The following is a 640-nucleotide window of genomic DNA, read 5'->3' as shown; positions in this document are numbered from 1 at the left end:
GACACAACGGACAAGGTGCGCGTCGACTACTTTTTCTGGAAGGACGGCACCAGCGGCGATGCGATAGACGCGGTGCGCTTTGAAGACGGCACGGTGTGGACCAGAGAAGATTTGCTGGCAAAAGCGCTGACCGGCGACGCGGGCAACAACACGCTGCAGGCCTACAGCAGCGGCAGCACGCTGACGGGTAACGAGGGTAACGACACGCTTAAAGGCGGCGCGGGCAACGACGTGCTGATTGGCGGCAAAGGCAACGACAGCCTGCACGGCGGGGCGGGTTCGGACACCTACGTGTTTGGCCGCGGCGACGGCCGGGACACCATCTACAACAACGACGCGGGCGCAAACAAAACGGACGTGCTGCAGTTCACTGACGGCATCCGGCCGGAGGAAATAGCGCTCGAGCGCAGCGGTAGCTCGCTGTACCTGAACGTGAAGGGCACAACGGACCGGATAAACGTTTACTCCTTCTTCCTGAACGACGGCACCAGCGGCAATGCGATAGACGAGGTGCGCTTTGAAGACGGCACGGTGTGGACCAGAGAAGATTTGCTGGCAAAAGCGCTGACCGGCGACGCGGGCAACAACACGCTGCAGGCCTACAGCAGCGGCAGCACGCTGACGGGCAACGAGGGCAACG

Annotated in this window: 1 protein-coding gene; it reads left to right on the top strand. The window is 62.2% G+C overall.

The window, feature by feature from the left end; genetic code table 11:
* Nucleotides 1–640: calcium-binding protein (locus ACETPC_RS23800; protein WP_380184897.1), on the top strand; the 640-nt coding region annotated here is incomplete at both ends.

This window comes from Pantoea sp. sgz302252, from assembly GCF_042610525.1.
Lineage (GTDB): Bacteria > Pseudomonadota > Gammaproteobacteria > Enterobacterales > Enterobacteriaceae > Erwinia.
Note: the sequence above shows the minus strand (reverse complement) of the source record. Positions and strands in the feature narration are given on the sequence as shown.